Here is a 1,366-nt window from a genome sequence, read left to right as displayed (position 1 = left end):
GCTTTATGGGATGGCCCGCCCCTTTTCCCCGGCATCGGATATGATGCTGGTGCTTGAAGAGGAAAGGAGCGGACCGATGTCTATTGTGATCCTTGGCGTTGATTTGGGCAAGAATGCCTGCAGTGTGGTGGGCGTGGATGCGGCGGGAGCTGTCGTCGTACGCAGGTCGATGCGCCGCCAGACGCTGGTCGACTACGTTGCCAAGCTTCCTGTGTGCGTGGTCGCGATGGAGGCATGTTGCGGTGCCCATTATCTGGGGCGCCTGTTCGCCGCGCACGGACATGAGATCCGGCTGATGTCGCCGGAGTACGTACGGCCGTATGTCAAAGCACAGAAGAACGATGATCGTGATGCCGAGGGGATCGCCGAGGCCGCCTCGCGTCCAACGATGCGCTTCGTCGAACTCAAGACCCAGGAGCAGTTGGACATCCAGACGCTCCACCGGGTTCGCTCGCGCCTGGTGGCTGAGCGCAGGAGCCTGACCAACCAGTTGCGGGCGATCCTGCTGGAGCGCGGGACCATTTTCCCGGTTGGGCGGCGCAAGCTGGAACTCGGCATCGATGCCCTGCTGGCCGATGAGGATACGACCTTGTCACCGCGTCTGCGCCAGTTGGTGGCCGAACTGCGTGCCGAATGGCGCGAACTCGATGCCAGGGTGGAAGCGCTGAACGGCGAGTTTGTCGAGCTGGCGCGCAATGACGCGGCTGCCCGGCGGCTCACATCCATCCCCGGCGTCGGGGTGCTGAACGCAACTGCCCTGATTGCAGCCGTGGGCGATGCCAGCAGCTTTGCCAAAGCCCGAGACCTGGGTGCCTGGCTCGGTCTGGTGCCCCGTCAGCATACTACCGGCGGCAAGCCGCGGCTGCTCGGCATCTCCAAGCGAGGCAACACCTACTTGCGCACCTTGCTCATCCACGGTGCCCGAGCAGCATTGCCGTCGCTGGCGCGAAGCGAGACCCCGTTGGGGCGCTGGTTGACAGGAATGATCGAGCGAGGAGTCCACCGCAATGCTATCGTCGTCGCGCTGGCCAACAAGCTGGCGCGGATCGCATGGGCGGCCTTGCGCAAGGACGCGACGTTCGAACGCGGCTACCAAGTCGCGGCATAACCGGATCGGCCGCACGCATCTTCGTGCATAGGCCAACGATGTTTGCAGGAAGGATCGTGAAGATGGCCTGACAGTCGATCGGCGTCTGGAAAGCCCGGCCAAAAAAATGGCACTCGTTGCCGGCGTCTTTATTGTGGCTCCAGACGTGCGGATGTCCATCTTGGCCATGGGGTCACCCATGAGACCGCATACGTTGACGCAGACTGATCAGAACACTTCAAAATCCCCCTTGCAGACGGGGCGGGCCATACGTTTTTT

At 62.5% G+C, this 1,366-nt stretch carries 1 protein-coding gene; it reads left to right on the top strand.

Annotation, left to right across the window (positions count from 1 at the left end):
* Window positions 1–76: 76 nt before the first annotated feature.
* A complete protein-coding gene (locus tag AX708_RS17730; RefSeq protein ID WP_066110787.1) occupies window positions 77–1,108 on the top strand; it encodes an IS110 family transposase in 1,032 nt (343 codons plus the stop codon).
* The last annotated feature ends 258 nt before the right edge of the window (window positions 1,109–1,366 follow it).

The organism is Erythrobacter sp. CCH5-A1, assembly GCF_001557115.1.
GTDB lineage: Bacteria > Pseudomonadota > Alphaproteobacteria > Sphingomonadales > Sphingomonadaceae > Erythrobacter.
Note: the sequence above shows the minus strand (reverse complement) of the source record. Positions and strands in the feature narration are given on the sequence as shown.